Here is a 25,983-nt window from a genome sequence, read left to right on the forward strand (position 1 = left end):
AGACCTGCATATTAGCGGCAGCAACGTCGCAGGTACGCAGGATGTCAGCCTGAACGCCGGTCATCAGCTCACCGTCACCACCGCAGCAGAAGTGCATAATGAAACCCATCTGCGGCAGGAGAAAAAATCGGGCCTGATGGGGACCGGCGGCATTGGCTTCACCTTAGGCAAAGCCAGCCAGAAAGTCACCACCGACAGTGACAGCCAGCTGAGTAAAGGCAGCACGGTCGGCAGCAGTCAGGGCAATGTCACCCTCAACGCAGGTGAACAGCTCCGGGTTCACGGCAGCGAGGTGATTGCCGGTAAAGACCTGACGCTGACCGGTCAACAGGTCACTATCACCAGTGCGGAAAACCGCCATCACACCACGACAAAAACCGAACAGAAACAGCGCGGCTTAACCGTGGCGCTGAGTGGCGCCGCCGGCGGGGCCGTCAACAGCGCGGCGCAAACAGCCAGAGCCGCCCGCACTGAAAGTGACCCGCGAGTGAAAGCGCTGCAAAACACTCAAGCTGCCCTCAGCGGAGTGCAAGCGGTGCAGGCTGGCCGACTGGCGGCGGCTCAGGGCAGTGATGACAAAGGCAATAATAATCTGGCCGGGGTGAGCCTGTCCTACGGTCGGCAATCCTCCCGTTCAGAACAGCAGCACCGCCAGACCACCCAACAGGGCAGCCATCTCACTGCCGGGGATAACCTCACCATAACCGCCAACGGGGATGGCAAAGGCGCATCAGGCCAGAATGGCGATATCCGCATTCAGGGCAGCCAGTTACAGGCGGGTAAAGACCTGCAACTGAATGCTCACCGGGATATTCAGCTCTCCTCCAGCCAGAACACCGAACAGACGACCGGCAAAAACAGCAGCCACGGCAGTTCGCTGGGAGTGGGCTTGACCGCGGGACCGGGAGGCACCGGTTTGAACGTCTCGGCCAATGTCAGCCGGGGAAACGGCCGTGAAAACGGCAACGGCGTCAGTCACACTAACACCACATTACAGGCGGGACAGACCGTCGGGCTGAACAGTGGCCGGGACACGACGTTAAAAGGCGCTCAGGTCAGCGGCGAGCAGATTACCACCGAGGTGAAACGTCATCTGACCCTCAGCAGCGAGCAGGACAGCCAGCGCTATGACAGCAAACAACAGAATGCCAGCGCCGGCTTCAGTGCCACCGCGGGTCCCCTCACCAACGGCACCGCGAGCCTCAATGCCAGCCGCAATAAACTGCACAGCAACTATGACAGCGTGCAGGAGCAAACCGGGCTGTTTGCCGGCAAAGGCGGCTATCAGGTTAATGTCGGTGACCACACCCAACTGGACGGCGCGGTGATAGCGAGTCACGCTGACAAAACCAAAAACACCCTGAACACCGGAACGCTGGGCTTCAAGGACATTCAGAATCAAGCGGATTTTACTGTCGAACAGCAAAGTGCGGGCGTCAGCCTCGGCCAACCGACCGCCGGTCAGGTCCTGAATAATCTGGCGGTCAATGGGCTGACGGGGACTCATAACTCAGGCCATGACAGCAGCACCACGCACGCCGCCGTCAGTGACGGCAACCTGATTATCCGGGACAAGGCGCACCAGACGCAGGATGTCGCGAACTTAAGTCGCGATACCGATAATGCCGCCAATGTCCTGAGTCCCATATTTGATAAGGAAAAGGAACAGCAACGGCTGAAACAGGCGCAACTGATTGGCGAAATCAGCGCCCAGATGACCGAGATAGCCAGTACGGAAGGGAAAATTATCGCCACCAAAGCGGCGAAAGCAAAATTGGACCATATCAGTGAACAGGACAAAGCTGCGGCCAGAGAAAAATTGATCAACGCAGGCAAAAAACACCCGACGCCAGCGGATATCAATCAACAAGTTTATGACACGGCTTATACGCAGGCGCTGAATGAGTCGGGCTTCGGGACCGGCGGAACCTATCAGAAAGCCTTACAGGCGGCCACGGCAGCGATTCAGGGCTTGGCAGGGAACAATCTCGGTCAGGCGCTGGCCGGGGGCGCTTCACCGTATCTGGCGGGCGTGATAAAAGATCTGACCACCGACCCACAAACCCATCAGGTGGATATCGCCACCAATACGCTGGCCCACGCGATTTTAGGCGCGGTAGCGGCAGAAGTGAGTGGTAACAATGCCCTGTCAGGGGCTGCCGGTGCCGCGTCGGGTGAACTGGCGGCTCAGGTCCTGATTAAGCAACTTTACGGTGATGGGGCCAAAGTCAGTGAGTTAACGGAGGAACAGAAACAAACTATCAGTACCCTTTCCACTTTGGCGGCCGGGCTGGCCGGTGGTATTGCCGGTGATTCCACCGCCAGCGCCCTCACTGGGGCGCAGACAGGGAAGAATGCAGCGGATAATAATGCACTGAGCTTGCCAAAAGGGATGGCGGATTACGGTCGGTCAGCATCAAGTCTGGCTACCGCTATGCTAAATGAAGGTAAATCTCCTCAAGAGATTTCAGCGGCATTGTCAAAACATGCCAAAGGTGATCACCCGGAAGGTCAAGATCCGGCAAGAGGATTGTTAGTCGCTTGGGGGGCAGGTGCTTCTGCTGTGGGAGGTACTATAATTGCGCCTGTTGCTGGGACCGCAGCCGTAGTGGGTGGAGCTTTACTTGGTGCAATATCCGATACCGGAAAACAGCTTATCACTATGAAACCAAACGAGAGTTACAGCTATACCGACACCCTTATAGCTGCCGGAGTGGGAGCATTAACCCAAGGTAAAGGTTTGATATATACAGAAGGGGTAAATATTGGTGGAACCTGGCTGGGTAGCAAGCTTAAAGGTGAAGATGCAACTGGAGCTGTTATAGGTGCGGCTGTTGGTACTGTAGCAGGTGCTAAAGGTGGAAAAATAATTACAGATAAACTGGCTCCTGTCGTTATCAGTCCTGTAGCGTCAGAAATAGGTGGTGCTATCGGAGGTACTGTTGTAGGTACAGTAATAGGCACTGGTATTGAAAACCAGATAAAAGAAAATGGAGCTAAAAATGGAAAATAAACGAATAGGATTAAAAGCTTTTATCCTACTTACAGCTTACTGGACATCGTTTATTTTTCTTTTGGCCTTTATTGCAGGGTTAGCTGTACCTGCATTTTATTATTTTGAAAATGATTATTTTAATTATCATTGGAATGATTTTATTTACACTGCGAGAGTAGGAGTTGGTGCAGGATTGCCTGTTGGAATTGGAATTTGGGTATTGGCGAAGATAGAAGAAATTCGCAAAAGAAAATCCTCTTCAGATCCTTAGCTACTTAATTCCGGCCAATATAATCGCAAGTCTGGATACAGCTTGTTACTGACAATAATGCACTGAGCTTGCCAAAAGGGATGGCGGATTACGGTCGGTCAGCATCAAGTCTGGCTACCGCTATGTTAAATGAAGGTAAATCCCCTCAAGAGATTTCAGCGGCATTGTCAAAACATGCCAAAGGCGATCACCCAGAAGGACAAGATCCGGCAAGAGGATTGTTAGTCGCTTGGGGGGCAGGTGCTTCTGCTGTGGGAGGTACTATAGTTGGCCCTATTGCTGGGGCCGCGGCAGTCATTGGTGGCGGTATTTTAGGTGGAGCAACAGATGCTACCAAACAGCTTTTAACGTTGAAACCAGGAGAACACTATAGTGCAACAGATACACTGATAGCGGTAGCAGCTGGCGCATTAACTCAAGGTAAAGGAACACTATTTAGCACCCTTGTTAATACAGGAGGCGCTTATTTAGGAAGTAAAGCTAAAGGAGAAGATCCTACAATCTCAATGTTAGGTAACGCAGTTGGTACTGTAATTGGTAATAAAGTGGGGGGTAAGTTTACCAATGAAATGCTTTCTAAAGGTTATTCTAATAAAGTTTCCGAGATTGGTGGAACAATTATCGGAAATTATGCTGGAACTGCAACAGATTACATTGCAGAAGAAGGAGTAAAGAAAACACAAGGAAGAAAAAAATGAACAATAAAAGGGGCACTATTTTTAGACTAAAACAATTTATCTATCTAGTATTGGGATGGGGAATGATTTTTTCAGTGTGTTGTATGATTAGCATTCCTTTAACATACCTTATTCTATTTTTTAAAGAAGGGTATTTTCTTTTAGACATTCAACCAGTTATTAATGGATTAAAATTCAGTATAAAAGTAGGCGGTAGTGGTGGAGCAATATTTGGATTTTTTATTTATTTATTTAGTCTAATACAAGAATTTTGCAAGAAACTTTCTTCATCAAATAAAAACAAGGAGGAGAAATAAAATGTCTATTATTGAGAATAATGTACTGGCAGATGTATTGGCGGCAGAGGCGAATAAAAAAGACACAATTAAGAAATGGCAACAGGACAAGCAAACCGAAATCTAGAAAGCCTGTAGCGGTAATACCTCTCTCTTGTCAGAATATATTTGCCGTAGAGGGAGGTACATTGACCTTACCATTGTTGTCGCAAGCTACGGTAACAACTCGTTTAATTAGTGTGGGAGCCAACGCCGGTATTCAATATTTTGCTAATAGCAGTGTTGATCTTAATGATATCGTTTTTGCGTACTGGACTAGTGTATTAACAGCCGATACCTGTCTGTGGGCACAATATTCTGGACTCTGGACTCTGGACTCTGGACTCTGGACTATAGGACTGGCTCAAGCTATGTAAAATGTGATGGTTCAAAGAGTGATCGAGTAAAGTTTTTCTTTATTAAAAACATTATATAGATATTGGTTATATTTTTATGAATCTAACTATTTCTTTATTATCAGATGGTTGTGTCGTTTTTTTATAGATGGAATATTTCTTTTTTCACTTGGAGATGTAAATAAGGATATTAAAAATAGGGGTATTTATCGGACTAATAAGTTATTGATTTATATACTATCACCTGTGTAATTTAATAATTAATCCTTGGATTGAAGTTACTATTTGGAGAAATTTTATGAAGTGTATTAAATGTGAAAACCGAGCATTACATGAATCAGATTTTTGTGCAGCATGTGAAGCGAAAGAACTGAGTGGCATTGGCGGATTTCTCTATTTTCCGGCAATAAATCTTATCTTTGTAATATTGAGTTCTTTATTTAGTGCATATAAAACAATGACAATCTTGATCTCTGGTTATGATTTTTTAGGTGAATTACGTATCTTTATAGGGTTTGAGTTTATTTGTTTTATCATTATTTTTGGAGTTGCACTTTATACATCTATTCTTTTCTTTAGAAAAAAGAAAAAAGAAAAAAGAAAAAAGAAAAAAGAAAAAAGAAAAAAGAAAAAAGAAAAAAACACCTTTATTTTATATTATCCTTTTGGTTTTTACTTCATTATTTGTAATAACCGATTTAGCATTGGCTCATTATATATATGAAATAAAATTGGATTATAATTATCTTTTCTTGCTTTTTAGAACGGTATTTTATGCATGTATATGGGTTCCTTATTTTATTATATCTATACCCGTCATCTTTCAAGTTGACTCTTTGTTGGCTGCACTCACTCACCCCGGTCACATAGTTACCTATGCTCCCGGGGATTCGCTCCCTTGCCGTCGCGATGAATCTTGAAATCCATTGGGTATATTCGAGTTAAAAGAACATTTATAAAGTAATGATTAAAATTAAACTATTTTGCAAACAATATTCAACAAGAAACAAGAGTAGGTGAGTTTTTTGTAACTAATGTTTTTTAAAAAAATATAACAGCCAAAAATACCCCGGTCTGGTGAATTGCTGCCAAAAGTTAGATAATTTAAATCACACGTTAATTAAGGTCTGAGTCCTGTATTTTACTGGGCTCAGACTATTTAATTGTTATAAATTAGGATTGAAAAAGTTAATTGATTTAGCAATAAGCTTTTCTCCGCATTTTTGGCAGATATAATGACTTTCTCCTCGCAGAATTTTATTATGGCGTCGTAGGGTTAGTTCATGTTGCTGGCAATTACAGTAATAAGTAAAAGTTTGACTACGTACTGAGTCGATTTTAAATTTGTGTGTACGGTTAGCTGGAACGTTCAGTACTTCTTCCATCATCCAACGCCACTGTTTTCCATGTGGAGGCACTTTCCCAAAGTAGCGATAAACCAATAGATGAGCTAATTCGTGAGGCACAACTTCATCAATAAAAGCTTGTTGGTTTTCAATCAGTAACACTGGATTAAGGCGGATTTCCCAATTTTTTATATAGGCGCTGCCTGCGGTAGTTCCCCGCTGGCGGTAGTTTATTGTAGGTTCAGGAAAATCACGGTTGAGATATAAGTTGGCCTGTAACAGTTTTTGCCGCAAAGTATTCATGACGGTTTGTTGTAGGGAAATGGGAACGCTAGCTGATTTCATGTGTTGAAGATAATAGGTAAGGATTAGTGAATTTTATTAGAAATTCTTGAACAACCGATAATAATATTTTGAGGGATTCTTCAATCGTCAGCTAATGCTAAAAAAAGCCGGGTTCAGTTATCTAAACCCGGCTTCCATTTTTATATTTTTACATATTCATCGCTGATAGTTTCAAACCCGCAGCATCACGCAGTGCTTCTGCTTTATCAGTGGCTTCCCACGGGAACTGTGGTCGACCAAAATGACCATAAGCGGCAGTATCACGATAGATTGGGTGCAGTAGATCCAGCATCTGAATCAAACCGTGGGGGCGTAAATCAAAGAATTCACGTACCAGTAGAGTCAGAGTTGCTGTTGAAACTTTTTCAGTACCGAATGTTTCCACCATGATGGACGTGGGTTCTGCAACGCCGATAGCGTAAGAAACTTGAATTTCGCAACGATCAGCCAGACCAGCCGCAACAATATTTTTTGCTACATAGCGTGCAGCATAAGCCGCTGAACGGTCGACTTTGGATGGATCTTTACCGGAGAATGCTCCGCCACCATGACGTGCCATGCCACCGTAGGTATCTACGATAATTTTACGGCCAGTCAGACCACAGTCACCCATTGGGCCACCAATGACAAAACGACCGGTTGGGTTAATGAAATATTTGGTTGTTGGATTTAACCATTCAGCAGGCAGTACCGGCTTGATGATCTCTTCCATGACCGCTTCTTGCAGATCTTTCTGGCTAATATTTTCAGCATGCTGTGTGGAAAGTACAACCGCGTCAACGCCGACAATTTTGTCGTTATTGTATTGGAAAGTGACTTGGCTTTTAGCATCGGGGCGTAACCACGGCAGTACACCATTTTTCCGAACTTCCGCTTGACGCTGAACCAGACGGTGTGCATAGGTGATAGGCGCAGGCATGAGTACATCAGTTTCGTTAGTTGCATAACCAAACATTAGCCCTTGGTCACCAGCACCTTGTTGCAGGGGATCTTCACGGTCAACACCTTGGTTAATATCCGGTGATTGTTTACCAATGGCACTTAATACTGCACATGAGTTTGCATCAAAACCCATTTCAGAATTAACATAACCAATCTCTCGAACTGTTTGTCGCGTAATTTCTTCAATATCAACCCAAGCGCTGGTAGTAATTTCACCACCAACCATGACCATGCCGGTTTTAACATAGGTTTCGCAGGCAACTCGTGCTTTTGGATCTTGTTCTAGAATAGCATCAAGAACGGCATCAGATATTTGGTCTGCAATTTTATCAGGATGCCCTTCGGAAACAGATTCGGAAGTGAAAAGGTATGTGGTCATTATATAACGTTACCTTAAAATATAATTTCAGTTTGGAAATGGATGGATTAACATCTAGATGGCTATTTTAGGGGAATTCTTATCCATGTGCTAGATTTTTTTAGTTCAGCGAGTAATTTTCATCGGGTGAATAAATAATTTCTTGGTTTGTATGTCAGTTTTGTTCAATTTCATTTTGCAATTTTATGTGATTGCGAGTATAAACTGCGGCCGTAGTTGAACTATTTTTGCTACAGACTCGCAGAAAGCTAACTAGCTTCTGTTTCTCAATCGAGAAAATGGCTCCTTAAATATGAGTCATGTGTGGGGGTGAATGGGGTAATGAACCATTATCTGCTGATTGCTTATGGCCAACAGCCACACTTGTCGTCGGATGTATCCGCGTCTTTTTCCTTTCTTTTCAATATGTCTTTAATGCGATGTTATCTGTTGTCTGCAAACAGGCCGGATATGTCGGACAGGTGTATTGTCGCTCGGTAATTTTGTCGTTGTTTAGTAGTAACTAAACGCTTTTTACAACCTGAGAGCATGCTGTTCCCTGATATTTCTCAACACGCGAGATTATAGTGTTTTGGGTTATTTATTAATTACAGGCGAAGGCGAAAAACTCTAACTCCCTTAAGGAGACTGCCATGAATGATAATATCGCTCGTAAAATGCAACAGACTTACAATATTGCATATTGGGGAGGGAGTTACTACTACGTCAATGATCTTGGCAATGTTAGTGTGTGTCCAAATCCTGATTTGCCGGGAGCAAGAATTGATCTTGCGGAATTGGTCAAAAGAGTTCAGCAGGAGCAGAAACATTTGCGCTTACCAGCGCTATTTTGTTTTCCTCAGATCCTGCAACATCGTTTGCGTTCAATTAATGCCGCATTTAAACGTGCCAGAGAGTCATATGGTTATAAAGGCGATTACTTTTTAGTTTATCCCATTAAAGTTAACCAACAACGCCGTGTTATTGAATCACTGGCCAGTTCCGGTGAACCTTTAGGGCTTGAGGCTGGTTCCAAAGCGGAATTAATGGCAGTGCTGGCCCATGCGGGTATGACTCGTACCGTTATCGTGTGTAATGGATATAAAGATCGTGAATATATTCGTCTGGCGCTAATAGGTGAGAAGTTAGGTCACAAGGTTTATTTGGTGATCGAAAAGATGTCTGAGATTGCCCAAGTATTGGAAGAAGCTGAACGATTGAATGTGATCCCGCGCTTGGGAGTCCGTGCACGTTTGGCATCTCAGGGATCAGGTAAATGGCAGGCCAGTGGCGGTGAAAAATCGAAGTTTGGGCTGGCGGCAACTCAAGTATTGCAATTGGTTGAAACGTTGCGTGCTGTGGATCGACTTGATAGTCTGCAATTGTTGCATTTTCACCTTGGCTCACAGTTGGCGAATATCCGTGATATCGCAACAGGTGTCCGTGAGTCAGCGCGTTTTTATGTCGAGTTACATAAACTCGGGGTAAATATTCAATGTTTTGATGTTGGTGGTGGATTGGGTGTCGATTATGAAGGGACCCGCTCTCAATCTGATTGTTCCGTGAACTATGGGTTGAATGAATATGCTAACAATGTCATCTGGGGTATTGGTGATGCTTGTGATGAACATGGTTTACCCCATCCGACTGTTATCACGGAATCCGGTCGTGCCCTGACCGCTCACCATACTGTCCTGGTCTCCAATGTTATCGGGGTTGAGCGTAATGAATTTACGCAGACGACGCCGCCGGCAGAAGATGCTTCCCGCCCGCTCACCAGTTTGTGGGAAACATGGCAGGAGATGCACTCTGAAGGAAATAGACGTTCTTTACGTGAATCGCTGCATGATGGTCAGCTTGATCTACATGATGTTCATACACAATATGCTCATGGCATGCTGGATTTGACAGAACGGGCGTGGGCGGAAGAGTTATATTTGAATATCTGTCGCCGTATTCAACAGGATCTTGATCCAAGCAACCGTGCTCACCGGCCAATTATTGATGAGCTGCAAGAGCGTATGGCAGACAAATTCTATGTGAATTTCTCACTGTTCCAGTCTCTGCCTGATGCATGGGGTATCGATCAGTTGTTTCCTGTTTTACCCATTGAGGGATTGGATAAGCCATTGGATCGCCGTGCGGTATTGTTAGATATCACCTGTGACTCCGATGGTATTGTTGATCATTATGTGGATGGTGATGGTGTAGCCACGACAATGCCGATGCCCGCTTATGATCCTGATTGCTTGCCAATGATTGGTTTCTTTATGGTGGGAGCATATCAGGAAATTCTTGGCAATATGCATAACCTGTTTGGCGATACAGCGGCTATTGATGTTTATGTATTCGATAATGGCGAAGTGACCTATAACCAAAGTGAAGAAGGGGATTCAGTCGCGGATATGCTGCAATATGTGAAACTGGACCCTAATGTACTGATGGCTCGCTTCCGTGATCAAGTAAAAGGCACGGATTTGGATACAGGCTTGCAAGAGCAATTTTTACTGGAATTTGAAAGTGGTCTTTATGGCTACACATATCTGGAAGATGAATAATCTTCTGGTGTTAATTAAGCCTCCTGTATACAGGTAACGTTATTTAATATAAACCAGATGCGGAGAAATGGGGTTATCTCAGAAATACCCCATTTCGTCATGGCATGTATTCTGGAATTAAATAGCTTTGTTCTGTCGGGAAACTTTTGAGGATATATCTCATGACAATAAGTACCTTGGGCAACCAACAAGATGACTCTCTGGTTTCTAATGCCTTCGGTTTCCTGCGCTTTCCGCTGAATTTCCAGCCATATTCCAGCGATGCAGAGTGGGTAATTACTGGCATACCATTTGACATGGCAACATCAGGCCGTGCAGGTAGTCGCCACGGGCCTGCGGCCATTCGTCAGGTTTCTACTAACTTGGCATGGGAAAGCCGCCGTTGGCCGTGGGATTTTAAGCTACACAATTGTCTTAAAGTTGTAGATTGCGGTGATGTGGTCTTCAACTTTGGTGATGCTCAGGATATGAGTGATAAATTACAAGCTCATGCTGAAAAAGTGCTGGCTTCCGGTAAGCGTATGCTCTCTTTTGGTGGTGACCACTTTATTACTTTGCCTTTGTTGCGCGCTCATGCCAAACATTTCGGCAAAATGGCTCTGGTTCATTTTGATGCTCATGCTGACACCTATCCAAACGGTAGCCAATTTGATCACGGTACCATGTTCTATCATGCGCCAATTGAAGGGTTAATCGATCCGCATCATTCAGTACAAATTGGTATTCGTACTGAACATGGACGGGACAATGGTTTTACGGTGCTGGATGCTGATCAGGTGAATGACCGTAGTGTGGATGATTTGCTTGCTCAGATAAAAGAGACGGTTGGCGATATGCCGGTTTACCTGACTTTCGATATCGATTGTCTTGATCCGGCTTTTGCACCGGGTACGGGTACCCCCGTCATTGGTGGTCTGACAACTGATCGTGCACTGAAATTGCTGCGTGGTTTGCAACCGCTAAATATTGTCGGTATGGATGTGGTAGAAGTTGCTCCAGCTTATGATCAGTCTGAAATTACGGCTCTGGCTGGTGCGACTATTGCGCTGGAGATGCTTTATTTACAGGCGTCTAAGAAGCGCTAAATAGCACATAGCCTTAATATAGCTTAGGGGATAGTGAAATAAGCTCGTACTGAGTTGTGGAACTATCCCCTTGAAATTCGGCTATTATTTGGATTGATGTAACCTTTATATGCTTTTTTGGTACTCTTTATCATGTTTCACTTGTCACCTTCAAACATTAACTGAATTTCCCGATCTGCATCAAAAAAATCTTCTCCTATGGTAATAAGATCTGCGAATCCGCCAGGAACTCTATCTGGTTGAGTTATTGGTATAATTTGGACATAAGGTTTGTCAGCTAATTGGCTTAAGTTACTTTTAACTTCACGCATATTTGCTTGGATAGTCATAATAAGGTGCTCATACTTGGCTAGGTTAGCTGAGTATAATAAAAAATGCCGAAATAACCGGCAATTTTTTTGCTGCATAGAATTGAGATGCCGCAGTACTGAACTGGGCATCTATGGCGTACTTTTTAAATCAAAGAATGATATTTTTTAGCGTTATTTAGCGCTACTTCTAATTTCTTTTCTTTTTCCCACGCATGAGATTCAGCGTTTCTACTGCCATTGAGAAGAACATAGCAAAATAGATGTAACCTTTAGGTATATGCACTTGTACACTTTCCAGAATAAGGGTAAAGCCTACAAGGATTAAGAATGACAGCGCTAGCATTTTGACGGAAGGGTGACGGTCAACGAATTCACCGATAGGACGAGCGGCGAGCATCATAACACCGACGGCTATGATAACGGCTGCCATCATAATGAATAGATGATCGGACAGACCAACTGCGGTGATGACTGAATCCAGACTGAAAATAATGTCCAGCAACATAATCTGGATGATGGCCCCTAGGAAGGAGTGAACAGGATGTTTTAGCTCTCCTTCATTGTCACCTTCGATTGCTTCGTGGATTTCTTTGCTGGCTTTCCAGATCAGGAACAGACCGCCAAAGAATAGGATTAAGTCACGGGCAGAAATGTCATGTTCAAAAACTGTCAATATCGGGTAGGTCAGCCGAATAACCCAGGCAATAGATGCTAATAGCGCCAAGCGCATTAGCATTGCTCCCATTAGTCCGATCTTACGTGCTTTACTTTGTTGATGGTTAGGGAGTTTTGCCACAACAAGTGACAAAAAGATTATGTTATCAATCCCTAAAACGATTTCTAGAATTGTCAGGGTGGCAAGTGCCATCCAAGCGTGGGGATCAACAATCCATTCTAACATTGCTTATTAAGACCTTAAGGTAAAAGCCTAATTATACGCGTGATTAGATGTAAGGTAAGTGCGCCAATGTAAAAATCAGTCATATCTCAACGTTAAATCAAGAAATGACGGGCCAATAGAGGAGCAGTGAAATTTTTCCTTAGATAGAACCCGCGAGGCAGAGTCATAATAGGCTGGCCGCGTGCGCCGATTGCTTCGGTTAATGCCTTGCTGTTAGCCGCTTTTGGACGCAACTGTAATACTTCGCCATGACGGGCGGTAACGCTCTCTATTTTGCCAAGCACGATGAAATCCATCAATTCTTCCCAGTCGCGACGTAGTAACTCTTCTTCTTCTTGATTGGGACTCCACAATAAAGGAGAACCAACCCGGCGTTTGGCTAAAGGAATTTCCCGTTCACCTTCAACAGGTATCCACAGCACCCGCGATAATTTGCGTCTAACATGACAGCTTCCCCAGGTAATACCACTGTTCCCTGTTAATGGTGCAACGCAGACAAATGTTGTTTCTAGTGGATAACCTCTTCTGTCTACTGGGATGGTTTTAAGCTCAATACCGATATGTTCGAAATCTTGTTCTGGCTTACTGCCGGCACTTGCACCCAGGTAATATTCTAGCAACATGCCTACCCAGCCTTTATCTCGTTTCAGATTGGGAGGGATAGGTAAATTTGCTTTTGCCGCGAGTTCTCCCATTGATAAGCCAGCCAGAAGTTGGGCGCATTCAAGCAACTGTTGCTCGTTGTCTGGTGGAGGTGGGGGAGAAAACAGTGTGTTCATTTGAGATATCCGTTTTTTAGGTCAAAAAACAGCCTTAGTTTCTGTGAATAATAAATCTGAGGTTCATACAATAGCTAAAAAGTGATAATAGCATGATATACAAACATTTTTTATTGCTGTTTCAAATATTGTAAAATTGACTGCCGTTCTTGTTCACCTATTGCCGGTAATAATGAACAGGATTTTACACCATGTTATCCACAGTTTTATGGGATAAGTAGACAAAAATGAGATCACTGGTTTGATTTACAGGTTTGACTAACACTTTTTTCTACAAAAACCGCTGTTTTTTGCTTAACTAAAAAGCATAACCTGTGGATAACATGATGTTTGGTTGTTTTTTATTCTCGCCAACTAACGTTGTCCATTATAGCCGTGATTGACGCGAGAAATAGCGAGGTAAATAGCTGCTATTTCAATGAAAAATAAATACTATTTCGTTTTTTGTCTATAGATTGATAATTCATAATATAAAGCTATACCTGAATTACCCCTGCCTTTTTCACATAGATATCCACAGAAAAAGTGAATAAAAGCGAGTTTGTACACCTGTGTATGTTCATAACTCTGGCCTTTTCTGTGAATTACCCTTCATATGGGTTGAACCAGGCAGATTTGAAATCAAACCAACCAAAGGTGTTCATTTTGACTCCCCGCATACTTCTCTGTCCCTGTAGCTCAAGCCAGTGGTGGAACAGTGGATGCAGCCAATGTTCATCAACTATTTTTTCGCACCACTCTGCAAGCGATAACTCTTGTCGTCGCCATTGTGATACTTCTTTACTTAAGTCATTACCAAGGCACTTTTTCAATAATGGCATCTCGTACAGCGTAGCGAACAGCGAAAACTCCAGAGGATTATAAAAGTTGGCGGTAGCAAGCCAGAGGTCACTTTCGGTGTTACCATTGAACCATGTGTCATAATCCACGATGTTGATTTTCAATTCGACGCCGCACTTGGCCAGTATGGTTTGCAGGATCTGGCTGATTGTGTGGTATTCGTGATGTTGATGACAAAGCGTGACGGTCAGATGGGTAATATCCTCTGGTTTGTTCAATTCGGATATGAGCTTGCTGTGATGCCAGCGTAGTAATAAACCATAAGCAGGTGACCAATGGCGTTGATAAAAGGGGTCACAATGTGCTAGCAGATTGATCGGTGTTAGCAGGCTGCATAGCCATTGGCGAACGTCTTCTCTCTTACATTTAGCTGAACGATGGTCGTGTAGTAGGAAATAACAGCCTTCTTCTATCCTGCTATCTAGCGAGTTATTATCCGTGCTGTCACTTTCCAGATGCAGAGTTGTACAAACCAGTTTTTCGGCGAGTTCTGGTAGAAACCATATATTCACCTGATCAATCAGCGCCCGAAAACCAAAGTAATTATCAAAGGCACGAATTTGTAGTTTCTGAGCGCTGTTTTTTATGACCTGGTAAGGGCCGGTTCCTACTGGCATACGAGAGAAGTTCGGTAACTTTTGCCATTCTTGAGGCAATATCATGGCATGTGGGCTGCCGATTAATAAAGAGAGCCAGAGATCAGGTTCTGAAAGAAAAATATCAATCACATGGGGTGTGGGCGTTGTGACTTTTTCAATATGAGAAAAAAGGGGCAGGTGGCGTAATCTTTGTAGCGAAGCAATGACATCCGCCATCTGTAATTCTCTGCCGTGGTGAAAATGGATGGCCGGCCGTAGATAAAATCGCCAATGATTTGAGGATAATTGTTGCCAATGATGAGCTAAGTCAGCTTCTGGTTCCCCATTTTCCTCATTTATGCGGGTTAGGCTATTAAATATCTGCCTGATCAGATGAATTTCAGAACGGCGTAAAGGTGATCCGGGTAGAAGATTAGGGAAGGGACGATAATAGAGTATCCGCAATAAGTTTTTTCCCTGACGGAAACGGCGCTCAATCTGAGATAGTACCATATGACGGACTGTATCTTTATCACCAACCAGTTGGACCAACTTCTCAACGTTATGTTGCTCAAGCAACTCTTCCGCTCGTTGTTGTTGAAGTTCCCATCCATCACGTAAGAAATTCAGTTGAGAACGTTTCCCTCGACCGGACTCAGCCTGCCACTGTAACCAGCCCGCTTTCTGCATATTGTTGAGCAGTGAACGGATATGGCGTTTTGAACAATGCAGTACATTTGCCAGTTCTTGTAACGTGGTTTCAGCCTCTTTTCCTTGATGGTGTTGCCATAATCGAATGAATTGTTGTTGTAAGCGTGAACTGGGCATAAAAGAGGAACTCCAGAGTATTATTCATCAATTTTTATTTCCTTATATTGAGACGATAATTATCCATATTGAAAGTAGCTCAATAGGCCAGACGAAATCTGGCTTCTCCCCCAATTTTCTTGAGTAATGGTGATTTGCCAGCCAGTAAGAAAGCTTACTGGCTTTTTTTCTTATTGTACATTATGTACTCCCCGCTTCTTTTTTACATATCAGTTTAAAGCGAGTAATAATCCGGTATTGGAGGCGTTTTGTCCAGCTACTATCACTATTTCTATCTGTTAATTTCTTTTAAATGTGATGTGGGGTGACTAAATATTAATTAAAACCCTGTATATGACTGAAAAAATGATTGTCTGCATGAGTATTGACGTGGTGGTATTGTTTTTGCCCGTGATAGAAAAATCCCGTAGTAGAAAACTACGGGATAAATCAATAACGGAAAAATTAACGTAGGAAAACCGGTTGTTCTTGCTCGTAGGTTATTATGGCATCCAGATGTTGTAATGTTAGGCCAATACTATCCAGACCATTCATCATACAGTGGCGCCGGAAACTATCGATTTCAAAATCATAGTTTTTATCGCCAGCATGGACTTTATGTTGTTCTAGATCGACAGTAAAACGACAAGCTTTGTTTTGCTGAACCAACTCAAATAGCTCATTGACATCTTTATCGTTCAGTTTTACTGGCAGTAATTGGTTGTTGAAAGCGTTACTGTAAAAAATATCCGCAAAACTTGGGGCGATAACCACTTTAAAACCATAATCCGTTAGTGCCCAAGGTGCATGTTCACGGGAGGAACCGCAACCAAAGTTTTCACGAGCCAGAAGGATACTGGCACCCTGATAACAAGGCTGATTTAATACGAATTCAGGATTAGGTTTTTGTCCTGCATCATCAAGAAAACGCCAGTCATGAAACAGGTGTTGACCAAAGCCTGTGCGAGTGACTTTTTGCAAGAATTGTTTGGGAATAATGGCATCAGTATCGACGTTTGCCACATCTAAAGGAGCAACTAAGCCGGTATGTTGAATAAACTTTTCCATCATTCTCTCCTTTATGACTTCTGTGCTGGATGGCGTATATCGATAAAATGACCATTAATCGCCGCTGCTGCTGCCATTGCTGGACTCACCAAATGGGTGCGTCCACCACGTCCCTGGCGCCCTTCAAAGTTGCGGTTACTGGTAGAAGCACAGCGTTCACCGGGTTGCAGGCGGTCATTATTCATTGCCAGACACATGGAACATCCGGGTAAGCGCCACTCAAAACCGGCCTCTATGAAAATTTTATCTAAACCTTCTGCTTCTGCTTGTGCTTGAACGGGGCCTGATCCGGGAACAACGATTGCCTGAACACCAGGTGCAACTTTATGACCTTGTGCGATGGTTGCGGCGGCCCGTAAATCTTCAATTCGGGAGTTGGTGCAAGAGCCGATAAAGACTTTATCGATCTTCACATCTGTTAGCTTAATACCGGGTTTCAAATCCATATACGCCAGTGCTTTTTCAGCAGATGCTCGTTCAACAGGATCACTAAAAGATTCCGGTGCAGGAATTGTTTGATCAATGGCGATCACCTGCCCAGGGTTTGTTCCCCATGTAACCTGCGGGGAGATCTCTTCTGCATTAATCGTAATAATGGTGTCATATTGTGCATTAGGATCAGATTTCAATGTCTTCCAGTAAGCAACAGCTTGCTCCCACTGCTCTCCTTTCGGTGAGAACTGGCGGCCTTTCATATAAGTGAAAGTGGTTTCATCCGGTGCAACCAAACCTGCTTTAGCACCCATTTCAATTGCCATGTTACATAAAGTCATACGGCCTTCCATGCTAAGTGCTTCAATCGCCTTACCACAGAATTCCACCACATACCCTGTACCACCTGCACTACCTGTTTTGCCAATGATCGCCAGAACGATATCTTTGGCGGTAATAGCATCACCGACATCACCCATCACTTCGATTTTCATCGTCTTGGCACGGGCTTGTTTCAGGGTTTGGGTGGCGAGTACATGTTCAACTTCAGAAGTGCCAATACCGAAGGCCAACGAGCCGAATGCTCCGTGTGTGGCCGTGTGGGAATCACCACAAACAATCGTCATGCCTGGTAGGGTGATCCCCTGTTCAGGGCCGATGACATGAACAATCCCCTGATAGGGATGATTGAGGTCATATAATGTGATACCGAATTCGGCACAGTTTTTCATCAACTCCTGCATTTGAATACGTGCCATGTCACCACAAGCGTTAATATCTTTTGTTTGCGTGGATACATTATGATCCATTGTTGCGAACGTTTTACTTGGTTGGTGCACTGGGCGGCCTTTAGTACGCAAACCATCAAAAGCTTGCGGGGAGGTTACTTCATGAACCAAATGACGATCAATATAGAGTAACGGGGTTTCATTCGGTACTTCCCGGACAATATGAGCGTCATATAATTTTTGATATAAAGTCTTAGCCATGTTAAATACCCTCGGCTATATGACGGGCGATAGCGCTGCCCATTTCATCAGTGCTAATTGCTTTACCGTTTCCGGCTAAATCTGTTGTGCGATAGCCCTGTTCCAGCGCGTAGTTAACCGCTTGTTCAATCGCATTAGCGGCGTCATTGTGACCTAAGCTATAGCGCAACAGTAAAGCGGCAGACAGGATCTGGGCTATCGGGTTAGCAATACCTTTTCCGGCAATATCTGGCGCAGAACCACCAGCGGGTTCATACAGGCCAAAATTTTTTTCATTCAGGCTGGCAGAAGGTAACATGCCCATTGAACCGGTAATCATGGCGCACTCATCAGATAAGATATCGCCGAAAATATTGGAGCACAGCATCACATCAAACTGAGACGGATCTTTAATTAATTGCATAGTGGCGTTATCAATATACATGTGATTGATTTCTACATCTGGATACGCTTTTGCAATCTCAGTAACAACTTCTCGCCACAATACGGAACTCTGCAACACATTTGCTTTATCAATAGATGTGACTTTATTACCGCGTTTGCGAGCGGATTCGAAGGCGATACGGGCAATGCGCTCGATTTCAAAACGGTGATAAACCTCAGTATCAAATGCTCGTTCATATTTACCTTGGCCTTCACGTCCTTTGGGTTGACCAAAATAGATACCGCCGGTTAATTCACGGACACATAAAATATCAAAGCCTTTGGCGGCAATATCATTGCGTAAAGGACAAAATGCCTCTAATCCGGCATATAAGCGGGCAGGGCGTAAGTTGCTGAATAGCTTAAAATGCTTGCGCAATGGTAACAGTGCACCACGCTCAGGTTGTTCTGCTGGTGGTAAATGTTCCCATTTAGGCCCTCCCACGGAGCCGAACAATATGGCATCAGCCTGTTCGCAACCTGCTACGGTTTTTGCCGGTAGTGAACAGCCGTGGCGATCGATAGCAATCCCACCCACATCATATTCGCTGGTGGTGATACGGATATTGAAACGCTTACGGATTGCATCCAATATTTTATAAGCCTGTGCCATAACTTCGGGGCCAATACCATCACCGGGTAAAACTGCAATATGATAATTGTTCGACATGTTTACACCATTTCCTTTGTATCTTGCTGTATACGTTGTTTCTCTTTCTTAACTTGCTCTGTACGCCAAATGCAGTTCAGAGCATGAATCATTGCTTTGGCAGAAGATTCAACAATATCTGTTTCCAATCCCATGCCGTGGAAGCGACGCCCAAAGCATTCGACAACGATATTTACCTGACCCAGAGCATTTTTTCCTTGGCCTTTACCTGATAACTGATAAGAAACCAGTTCAATTGGGTATTCAGTTATTCGACTGATTGCCTGATAGACAGCATCCACTGGGCCATTACCTGTGGCCGCTTCTGATTTCACCTCTTTACCACACACTAAACGTACAGCGGCTGTTGCCATCACGTTGGAGCCAGATTGGATATTAAAGTTGTCTAGATGGAAAAATTCAGGTTCTTGTTGTTGCAAATTGATGAACGCTAAGGCTTCCAAATCATAGTCAAATACCTGGCCTTTTTTATCTGCCAGACGTAAAAAGGCTTCGTATAAGCTACCCAGATCGTAATCTTTATCCTGATATCCCATCTCTTCCATACGATGTTTCACTGCGGCGCGGCCAGAACGGGAAGTCAGGTTCAATTGAATGTCTTTCAGGCCGATTGACTCTGGTGTCATAATTTCGTAAGTTTCACGATTTTTCAGTACCCCGTCTTGATGAATCCCAGATGAGTGGGAAAATGCATTGCTACCAACAATTGCTTTATTCGCGGGGATCGGCATATTGCATAATTGGCTGACCAGCTGACTGGTGCGGTAAATTTCCTGATGGTTGATATTAGTATAAACGCCTAACATTTGCTGACGGACCTTAATCGCCATAATGACTTCTTCCAGTGAACAGTTACCGGCACGTTCACCCAGACCGTTTATCGTCCCTTCTATCTGACGAGCTCCAGATTGTACTGCTGTGATAGAGTTGGCGACAGACATCCCCAAATCATCGTGGCAATGGACGGATATTATCGCTTTATCAATATTAGGAACGCGTTCGATCAAGTTAGTGATGATGCCGCCAAATTGATATGGCGTGGTGTAACCGACAGTATCTGGGATATTGATCGTCGTTGCGCCTGCTTTGATAGCGTTTTCAACGATCCGACACAGATTATCAATAGGTGTACGGCCCGCATCTTCACAGGAGAATTCGATATCATCAGTGTAACGACGTGCTCGTTTGATTGATTGAGTTGCCATTTCCATGACATTTTCGAATGTTTTTTTCAGCTTGGATTCAATATGTAAATTGGACGTGGCTAAAAAAACGTGGATTCGAAAAGCGTCTGCAACTTTTAATGCTTCCGCGGCCACATCAATGTCTTTTTCTACACAACGGGCTAAGGCGCAAACACGGCTGTTTTTTATCTGCTTAGCGATCGTCTGTACAGATTCAAAATCACCAGGAGAGGAAACTGGAAAACCGACTTCCATGATATCAACACCCATTCTCTCCAAGGCCAAGGCAATCTGGAGTTTTTCGTTCACACATAAGCTGGCCTGTAATGCTTGTTCTCCATCACGTAACGTGGTGTCGAAGATAATAACTTGCTGGTTCATATGTACGTTCCTCTCATGGTTATTTTTTGCGCCCAGCAGGTAAAAAAAACCCGCGCATGGCGCGGGTTCTTGTTCATGTCTGGTTTGGACCAACTCTAGTTTTGAATCAACTCTGTTTTTTGTCCACCAGCATACCGCGCATATCAGATACGATGAGTAGTAGGTTTAGTAGACAAATTGAGTGAATCATATTGATCCAACCTTTCAATAGTATTAATGAGTGTTTGTGATTCGTATGCTTTTATTGATACGTTATCTTAAAAGTGATGTCAAGAATTCATTTAGGCATATGATTCTTGGTTTTACTTTTCTCATGGTGGTAAATTGAAGCGTTGATCTGTTTATATTTAAAAAGATTTTATTTTATCCTTTTTTGTTCTGGTTTGGCTTTAATGATAAGCTCAGATTTATATAAAAAATAGCGCATTATACTGATTAATTAAAATTAAGTATTTTGTGTGTGATGAGCTGGAAGTCGATTTGTATTTTTCCGAAAAACATCATTTGTCATTGGAAAAATAGATACAAATAGGAAGTTATGTTATATATCTTTGAGAAAATAACTCTATAATATAATAACTCTGATAAAATTGTTTAATAATAATAAATGAGTAATTTTATTGTGAGCTATGTAATTCTTTGATTTATCGTCATATACAGAATAGCAGGGTGAATAAATTGTTAACATGATTGTACTTTTTTGTGAATGAGTAATGAGCAATACATTGTCTACTAATTGAAATTATATATTTTTAACATTAATAAGGGGATGCGCTGGTTAGCTATGCGTATTCAGATTTGTACAAGGATGAGTCTTAATTATTTGTTATCGAAATGATTAAGACAATTGATCCCGTTAATAGTTAGAGTCATCGTAATATCTGAGTAATAAATGAAGGTATTTCCGATGTTTTGTTATTAGCTGGGATCATCTGCATGAGTTTAGTGGAGTTAAACAATGGCTGAATACACCTCAGTAACTGCAACCAAAAAAGATCCAAATGAAATTCATTTACGTAATGTGGATCTTAATCTGCTGACTGTTTTTGATGCAGTTATGCAAATGCAGAATGTAACACGTGCGGCACAGATATTAGGAATGTCACAACCGGCTGTCAGTAATGCGGTTTCTCGTTTGAAGCTCATGTTCAATGATGAATTATTTGTACGTTATGGGCGTGGAATACAACCGACGGCAAGAGCCCATCAATTATTTGGTCCAGTCCGTCAGGCATTACAACTGGTATATAACGAGTTACCTGGGGTTGGTTTTGAACCTGATAATAGTGATAGGGTTTTTAGTCTTTCAATTTGTAGCCCTCTAGATATTAGACTGGCTGCAAAAATAGTTGAACAGGTGAAACAAAACACACCCAATCTGGGTGTGACGATTAGATCATATCTGCATGATAATATTGAACATCAGCTCAGGTATCAGGAAACTGAGTTTGTCATTAGCTATACGCAGCTAGAACGTATGGATTTTCATCATTACCCGTTATTCAATGATGAGTTGGTTTTGGCTGTTTCTAATCATCATCCAAGAATTGAAAATAGTATTAGTGAGCAGCAATTGTATGAGGAACATCATGCCGTTGTATCATTGGATAATATATGTTCATTCAGCGTTCCCTATTATGATGGAGGTGAACGTTTGCGTTCGGTGGTTTATCAGGGGACCGATTTGAATAGTGTGTTGCATATTGTCTCTCAAACCTATTTGGTTGCGATTGCGCCAAAATGGTTAGTTGAGCACTATAGCGAACAATTAGCAATAAGAGCGGTTTCATTACCGTGGGATAAAGTAAGTCGTCCGTGTTATTTGATTTGGCATGAATCTACAACGAAAGATAAAGGGCATCAATGGATGAAATCGTTGTTGAGTCAACTTAGCGGCAGATAATTAACTTGAAAACTCACTACTGGATAAGGGTGGTGAGTTTTTTTATTTTATCACAAATTTTTCAACTTTTGATAAATAGGCTTTTCCTGTTGTTCAGGAATCGGTAGACTGCAAGAAAATAGCTAACACCTGTAAGCTGAAAAGCGAATAAGTGATGCGAAAAGGTATTATCGGAGAATGAAGCTACTGTTTTTTCTCCGATAAGAAAAAAGTTTTTCGAACAGGAAAAAAATTGTGATAACTAAAAATTTACATCCTTATCACTTGATAAACCGGTTGCAACAACAAATCAAACAACACCCAGAGAAAATTGCTTTTCGCCAATGGTCTCCGGCTGAACAACTCGAACTAAACTGGAATGATATTGGTAAAAAGACCAACGCTATTAGCCGGGCATTGTTGGAGATTGGTATTGATGTGCAAGAAAAAATTGGCCTCTTTGCACATAACAGCATGGCGTGGTCATTGGCAGATATCGCTGTATTACAACTTCGGGCGGTCACTGTCCCTCTGTACGCAACGAGTAGTCAGGAGCAGGCTGGTTTCATACTTAATGATGCTGGTGTGCGTATTTTGTTTGTTGGTGGGCAGGCGCAGTATGATGTTGCTATTACGTTGACAGAATGCTGCCCTCAGTTAAGTCACATTATTGTCTTAGATGAATCGGTCGATTTGCGGGATTGTTCATTAGCTCAGCATTTATCTGATTTCATGGCCGATAATGAATTACAATATCAGTCTGAGTTGGAAAACCGTATTGCTAACCACAATCTGGATGATCTTGTTACACTTATTTATACGTCTGGTACCACGGGTGAGCCTAAAGGCGTCATGCTTGATTACCGCAATTTAGCCTATCAGTTGTATTCACATGATCATATCCTGACGTTAACTGATCAGGACATTTCTTTGAGTTTTCTGCCGTTATCCCATGTCTTTGAGCGTGCATGGAGTTTCTATGTCATGCATGTAGGGGCACAAAATGTTTATCTGACCGACACTAATTTTGTTCGTCAAGCTATGGCGGATGTCTGTCCGACAGTGATGTGTGCCGTGCCGAGATTTTACGAAAAAATTTATAGTGCGGTTTTTGAAAAGGTTTCTAAGGCTCCTTGGCATCGAAGAAAGCTATTTAATTGGGCGATTAAATGTGGTGAGCGTCAATTTTTACGTAAGTTGCAAAGTAAAAAAAGCTGTCCCTGGTCAACAGCAATGCATCGACTGGCTGATAAATTGGTGTTGAGCAAATTACGGAATGTGTTGGGGGGTAGAGTTCGGTTTTTACCTGCTGCTGGTGCACGTCTGGACGAAACGATTATCCTGTTCTTTCTCGCTGTTGGGATAAATATCAAATATGGTTATGGTATGACAGAGACTTGTGCCACGGTTTCCTGTTGGGAAGAGCAAGGTTATGTACTTGGTTCTATTGGTAAACCATCGCCTGGCATTGACGTCCGTATTGGTGAAGAAGATGAGATACAAGTGCGTGGCCCAATTGTGATGAAAGGCTATTTCAATAATCAGCAAGAAACCACCAAGGCATTTACTCAAGACGGTTGGTTGCGTACAGGTGATGCCGGTAAGTTGGATGAAAATGGTAATTTGTTCATTACTGAACGTCTGAAAGATTTGATGAAAACATCGAATGGTAAATATATTGCCCCTCAAATGATTGAAAGTACGTTAGGGCAAGATCGCTTTATTGAGCATGTTGCTGTTATTGCTGATGCCCGTAAATTTGTATCGGCTCTTATCGTGCCTTGTTATGAAGCATTGGAAGAGTATGCCAGGTCAATTAATCTCAAATATCATGACCGGGTTGAATTACTGCGCCATAATCAGATTATCGATATGTTTGAGCAACGCTTGAAAGAGATGCAGAAAAACTTTGCTCACTTCGATCAGGTAAAGCGTTTCATATTACTGCCAAAACCATTTTCAATGGAAACGGGTGAATTAACTCCAACACTGAAATTGAGGAGGAAAATTATTATGCAGCGTTACTATGAAGAAATTGAATCTATGTATCAGGATTGATTTTCGGGATTTTATACAAAGAGTGAGTGTTACCAGTTATTCAGGGAAAGTATGGGGGATATTGTAGTAATATCCCGCTTTGGGTTTTTCCTGAAAATACCCGGATTTCAAGACTTAAATACTGGAAAAATAAATTTTATTTCAGATTTAAAATCGCAGATAAATTATATTTAATAAGATTATTTTGTGAATCCAAGTATAATTAGGTCAGGATATAATTATCTTATTTTGAAAAATTATATGGATAAGATAAAGCTTGTATGGTAAATAAAATACATTTTGTGTAATTAGGTGAATTGATGAATTTTAATAATGTAGTTATTGTTCATGGTTTTTTAGCAACCCCTGATCACCATTGGTTTCCTTGGCTTAAAGATCAATATGAAAAGTTAAATATCAATGTTATTGTGCCGGAAATGCCTGAATCTCATTTTCCTTCTCCCCATTTATGGCAAGAAAAATTGCAGGAAAGCATTTCAAATCCTAACGAAAGAACACTTTTTATCGGGCATAGTCTGGGTTGCATTGCTACACTCCGTTATATCTCATCTTTACCTGATAATGTAAATATTGGGGGGATTGTATTAATTGCAGGATTTTATGAAAAATTATCGACTTTACCCGAATTAAGTATATTTACTGAAGAGTGTTTGGATTTTCGTCCCCTTATACACAAAATAAACCAACGAATAGTAATATTATCGCTTAATGATGAGATTGTACCTCCACAGTTTACATTAAATTTAAGTCAGCAGCTCCGGGCTGAATTATATGGTTTTCCTGATGGCGGGCACTTTTTAGATCGCGACGGTTTTACTGTTTTTCCTAAGCTAGAAAAGGTATTAAAAGATAATTCAATGTTGTGAATAAGCACTTTGGTTGTTTTTTAAATATGCCAAATTTATTTTTGTTGAAAATTTGGCTATTTTAATGAATTGCTTTAATTAATATAATTTATAGTCGATAAAAAATAAATTCATGATAGTATGAATTAAACCGCTAATTAAATAAAAAAGCATAAGGGTTAATAGCCATCTCAGTGATTAATTCTTTTAAGGAATTTCTTTTTGCATTGTGCCTTCTTATAAATATTGAGGGCTGTTTTATGAACTGTGTAAATAATTTTTTCTATTTTTAATCGTTATTTGATTTATTATTTAATTAGGTTTTATAGGTATGGAAATTGCGATTTTTATCTCTAGTAAAATATTGTATAGGATTGGTATTCCAAGAATAAACGTTAGCTTCTATCGTATTATCTAATCAAAATGAGGTAAATGGATTTTACCCTAATCAATTATTTGCAGTGGCTATCCAAAAACGAGGAAATGATAGTCAAATTATCTGAATCATTTATCTGCATTTCCTTTATCAACTTCATACCTCGGCGACTTAAACGATTTTGAAAACTG

Annotated in this window: 21 protein-coding genes; 11 read left to right on the plus strand and 10 right to left on the minus strand. The window is 42.3% G+C overall.

Annotated features, from left to right (window positions below; all coding sequences use genetic code 11):
* The 6 genes from SLS51_RS16555 to SLS51_RS24160 form a co-directional block, all read left to right on the plus strand.
* Nucleotides 1–3,013 (plus strand): hemagglutinin repeat-containing protein (locus tag SLS51_RS16555; RefSeq protein ID WP_323839760.1); only part of this gene is annotated, 3,013 nt, incomplete at its 5' end.
* Nucleotides 3,003–3,266 carry a hypothetical protein gene (locus SLS51_RS16560; RefSeq protein WP_323839761.1) on the plus strand — a complete coding sequence of 88 codons (264 nt, stop codon included), beginning with the start codon at nucleotides 3,003–3,005 and terminating at the stop codon, nucleotides 3,264–3,266. The genes SLS51_RS16555 and SLS51_RS16560, both read left to right, overlap by 11 nt.
* Before the next feature lie 122 nt (nucleotides 3,267–3,388).
* Entirely contained in the window at nucleotides 3,389–3,964 is a 576-nt protein-coding gene (locus tag SLS51_RS16565) for a hypothetical protein (RefSeq protein ID WP_323839762.1), read from the plus strand.
* Nucleotides 3,961–4,260 carry a hypothetical protein gene (locus SLS51_RS16570; RefSeq protein WP_323839763.1) on the plus strand — a complete coding sequence of 100 codons (300 nt, stop codon included), beginning with the start codon at nucleotides 3,961–3,963 and terminating at the stop codon, nucleotides 4,258–4,260. Before SLS51_RS16565 ends, SLS51_RS16570 begins: the two co-directional genes overlap by 4 nt.
* A gap of 672 nt (nucleotides 4,261–4,932) precedes the next feature.
* The gene (locus tag SLS51_RS16575) at nucleotides 4,933–5,358 is read left to right on the plus strand and encodes a DUF2569 family protein (protein ID WP_323839764.1); all 426 of its coding nucleotides are present in this window, start codon (nucleotides 4,933–4,935) and stop codon (nucleotides 5,356–5,358) included.
* On the plus strand, nucleotides 5,300–5,554 hold the full coding sequence (locus SLS51_RS24160) for a hypothetical protein (RefSeq protein WP_369293945.1): 255 nt from the start codon (nucleotides 5,300–5,302) through the stop codon (nucleotides 5,552–5,554). Before SLS51_RS16575 ends, SLS51_RS24160 begins: the two co-directional genes overlap by 59 nt.
* 246 nt (nucleotides 5,555–5,800) lie before the next feature.
* Here SLS51_RS24160 and SLS51_RS16580 read toward each other — a convergent pair whose 3' ends face one another.
* Complete coding sequence (locus tag SLS51_RS16580) at nucleotides 5,801–6,325, minus strand: SprT family zinc-dependent metalloprotease (RefSeq protein WP_323839765.1); 525 nt, start codon at nucleotides 6,323–6,325, stop codon at nucleotides 5,801–5,803.
* Nucleotides 6,326–6,473: 148 nt separating this feature from the next.
* Nucleotides 6,474–7,646, minus strand: a complete 1,173-nt coding sequence (metK, locus tag SLS51_RS16585; RefSeq protein WP_011147846.1) for a methionine adenosyltransferase — start codon at nucleotides 7,644–7,646, stop codon at nucleotides 6,474–6,476.
* 632 nt (nucleotides 7,647–8,278) lie between these two features.
* Between metK and speA the strand changes: the two genes are divergently transcribed.
* Together speA and speB are read left to right on the plus strand one after the other, a co-directional pair.
* On the plus strand, nucleotides 8,279–10,183 hold the full coding sequence (speA, locus tag SLS51_RS16590) for a biosynthetic arginine decarboxylase (RefSeq protein ID WP_323839766.1): 1,905 nt from the start codon (nucleotides 8,279–8,281) through the stop codon (nucleotides 10,181–10,183).
* A 161-nt stretch (nucleotides 10,184–10,344) separates the two neighbouring features.
* The gene (gene speB / locus SLS51_RS16595) at nucleotides 10,345–11,268 is read left to right on the plus strand and encodes an agmatinase (protein ID WP_323839767.1); all 924 of its coding nucleotides are present in this window, start codon (nucleotides 10,345–10,347) and stop codon (nucleotides 11,266–11,268) included.
* 137 nt (nucleotides 11,269–11,405) lie between these two features.
* On the opposite strand, the gene SLS51_RS16600 is transcribed toward speB, so the two are convergent.
* The 8 genes from SLS51_RS16600 to leuA all read right to left on the minus strand — a co-directional run bounded on the left by SLS51_RS16600 (nucleotide 11,406) and on the right by leuA (nucleotide 20,631).
* Nucleotides 11,406–11,597 (minus strand): prevent-host-death protein, encoded by a 192-nt coding sequence (locus tag SLS51_RS16600; protein ID WP_323839768.1) that lies wholly within the window; start codon nucleotides 11,595–11,597, stop codon nucleotides 11,406–11,408.
* 169 nt (nucleotides 11,598–11,766) lie between these two features.
* The gene (locus SLS51_RS16605) at nucleotides 11,767–12,480 is read right to left on the minus strand and encodes a TerC family protein (protein ID WP_323839769.1); all 714 of its coding nucleotides are present in this window, start codon (nucleotides 12,478–12,480) and stop codon (nucleotides 11,767–11,769) included.
* A gap of 92 nt (nucleotides 12,481–12,572) precedes the next feature.
* Nucleotides 12,573–13,259: a DNA mismatch repair endonuclease MutH gene (mutH, locus tag SLS51_RS16610; RefSeq protein WP_323839770.1), complete on the minus strand. Its 687-nt coding sequence runs from the start codon at nucleotides 13,257–13,259 to the stop codon at nucleotides 12,573–12,575.
* A gap of 584 nt (nucleotides 13,260–13,843) precedes the next feature.
* On the minus strand, nucleotides 13,844–15,505 hold the full coding sequence (gene sgrR, locus SLS51_RS16615; RefSeq protein ID WP_323839771.1) for an HTH-type transcriptional regulator SgrR: 1,662 nt from the start codon (nucleotides 15,503–15,505) through the stop codon (nucleotides 13,844–13,846).
* Nucleotides 15,506–15,949: 444 nt separating this feature from the next.
* Nucleotides 15,950–16,555, minus strand: coding sequence for a 3-isopropylmalate dehydratase small subunit (gene leuD / locus SLS51_RS16620; protein WP_323839772.1), 606 nt, complete (start codon nucleotides 16,553–16,555; stop codon nucleotides 15,950–15,952).
* An 8-nt stretch (nucleotides 16,556–16,563) separates the two neighbouring features.
* The gene (leuC, locus tag SLS51_RS16625) at nucleotides 16,564–17,973 is read right to left on the minus strand and encodes a 3-isopropylmalate dehydratase large subunit (protein ID WP_323839773.1); all 1,410 of its coding nucleotides are present in this window, start codon (nucleotides 17,971–17,973) and stop codon (nucleotides 16,564–16,566) included.
* Between the two features lies 1 nt (nucleotide 17,974).
* The gene (gene leuB / locus SLS51_RS16630; RefSeq protein ID WP_323839774.1) at nucleotides 17,975–19,066 is read right to left on the minus strand and encodes a 3-isopropylmalate dehydrogenase; all 1,092 of its coding nucleotides are present in this window, start codon (nucleotides 19,064–19,066) and stop codon (nucleotides 17,975–17,977) included.
* Nucleotides 19,067–19,068: 2 nt separating this feature from the next.
* A complete protein-coding gene (gene leuA / locus SLS51_RS16635; protein WP_323839775.1) occupies nucleotides 19,069–20,631 on the minus strand; it encodes a 2-isopropylmalate synthase in 1,563 nt (520 codons plus the stop codon).
* A gap of 958 nt (nucleotides 20,632–21,589) precedes the next feature.
* Between leuA and leuO the strand changes: the two genes are divergently transcribed.
* The 3 genes from leuO (at nucleotide 21,590) to SLS51_RS16650 (ending at nucleotide 25,437) form a co-directional block, all read left to right on the plus strand.
* Complete coding sequence (gene leuO, locus SLS51_RS16640; RefSeq protein WP_214086800.1) at nucleotides 21,590–22,534, plus strand: transcriptional regulator LeuO; 945 nt, start codon at nucleotides 21,590–21,592, stop codon at nucleotides 22,532–22,534.
* Between the two features lie 237 nt (nucleotides 22,535–22,771).
* Entirely contained in the window at nucleotides 22,772–24,571 is a 1,800-nt protein-coding gene (locus tag SLS51_RS16645; RefSeq protein ID WP_323839799.1) for an AMP-dependent synthetase/ligase, read from the plus strand.
* 299 nt (nucleotides 24,572–24,870) lie between these two features.
* The gene (locus SLS51_RS16650) at nucleotides 24,871–25,437 is read left to right on the plus strand and encodes an RBBP9/YdeN family alpha/beta hydrolase (protein ID WP_323839776.1); all 567 of its coding nucleotides are present in this window, start codon (nucleotides 24,871–24,873) and stop codon (nucleotides 25,435–25,437) included.
* Nucleotides 25,438–25,983: the final 546 nt, after the last annotated feature.

The organism is Photorhabdus africana (genome assembly GCF_035181445.1).
Taxonomy (GTDB): domain Bacteria; phylum Pseudomonadota; class Gammaproteobacteria; order Enterobacterales; family Enterobacteriaceae; genus Photorhabdus; species Photorhabdus laumondii.